Annotated in this window: 1 protein-coding gene; it reads right to left on the minus strand. The window is 58.2% G+C overall.

Annotated elements, in window-relative coordinates:
• The coding region (ssb, locus tag E0D98_RS26275; protein ID WP_131891602.1) for a single-stranded DNA-binding protein at window positions 1-330 on the minus strand (330 nt) is incomplete at both ends.

The raw sequence follows: 330 nt of genomic DNA on the forward strand, positions 1-330 counted from the left end.
CTTTCGTTTTCGCGCCACTTTTTTTCGTCGCGTCAGCACTCTGTGGCTGCCCATTCTGCTGAGGCTGCGGTTGAGCCTGAGCGTTCTGCTGTGGTGCACTCCCCAGCATCTGCATGGTGCCCGTGGTCTTAACAAGAATTTCAGTGACGTAACGGGTGATACCGTTATCTTCCCAGCTACGGGTTCGGAGTTGCCCCTCGATATAGACCTGCGCGCCCTTGCGCAGATATTCACCTGCCACTTCCGCGAGCTTGCCGAACAGCACCACGCGGTGCCATTCCGTCTGCTCCCGCATCTCCCCCGTCTGTTTGTCGCGCCAGGTTTCTGACG

The sequence above is a fragment of the Escherichia sp. KCJ4928 genome (assembly GCF_004352695.1).
Classification (GTDB): domain Bacteria; phylum Pseudomonadota; class Gammaproteobacteria; order Enterobacterales; family Enterobacteriaceae; genus ECMA0423.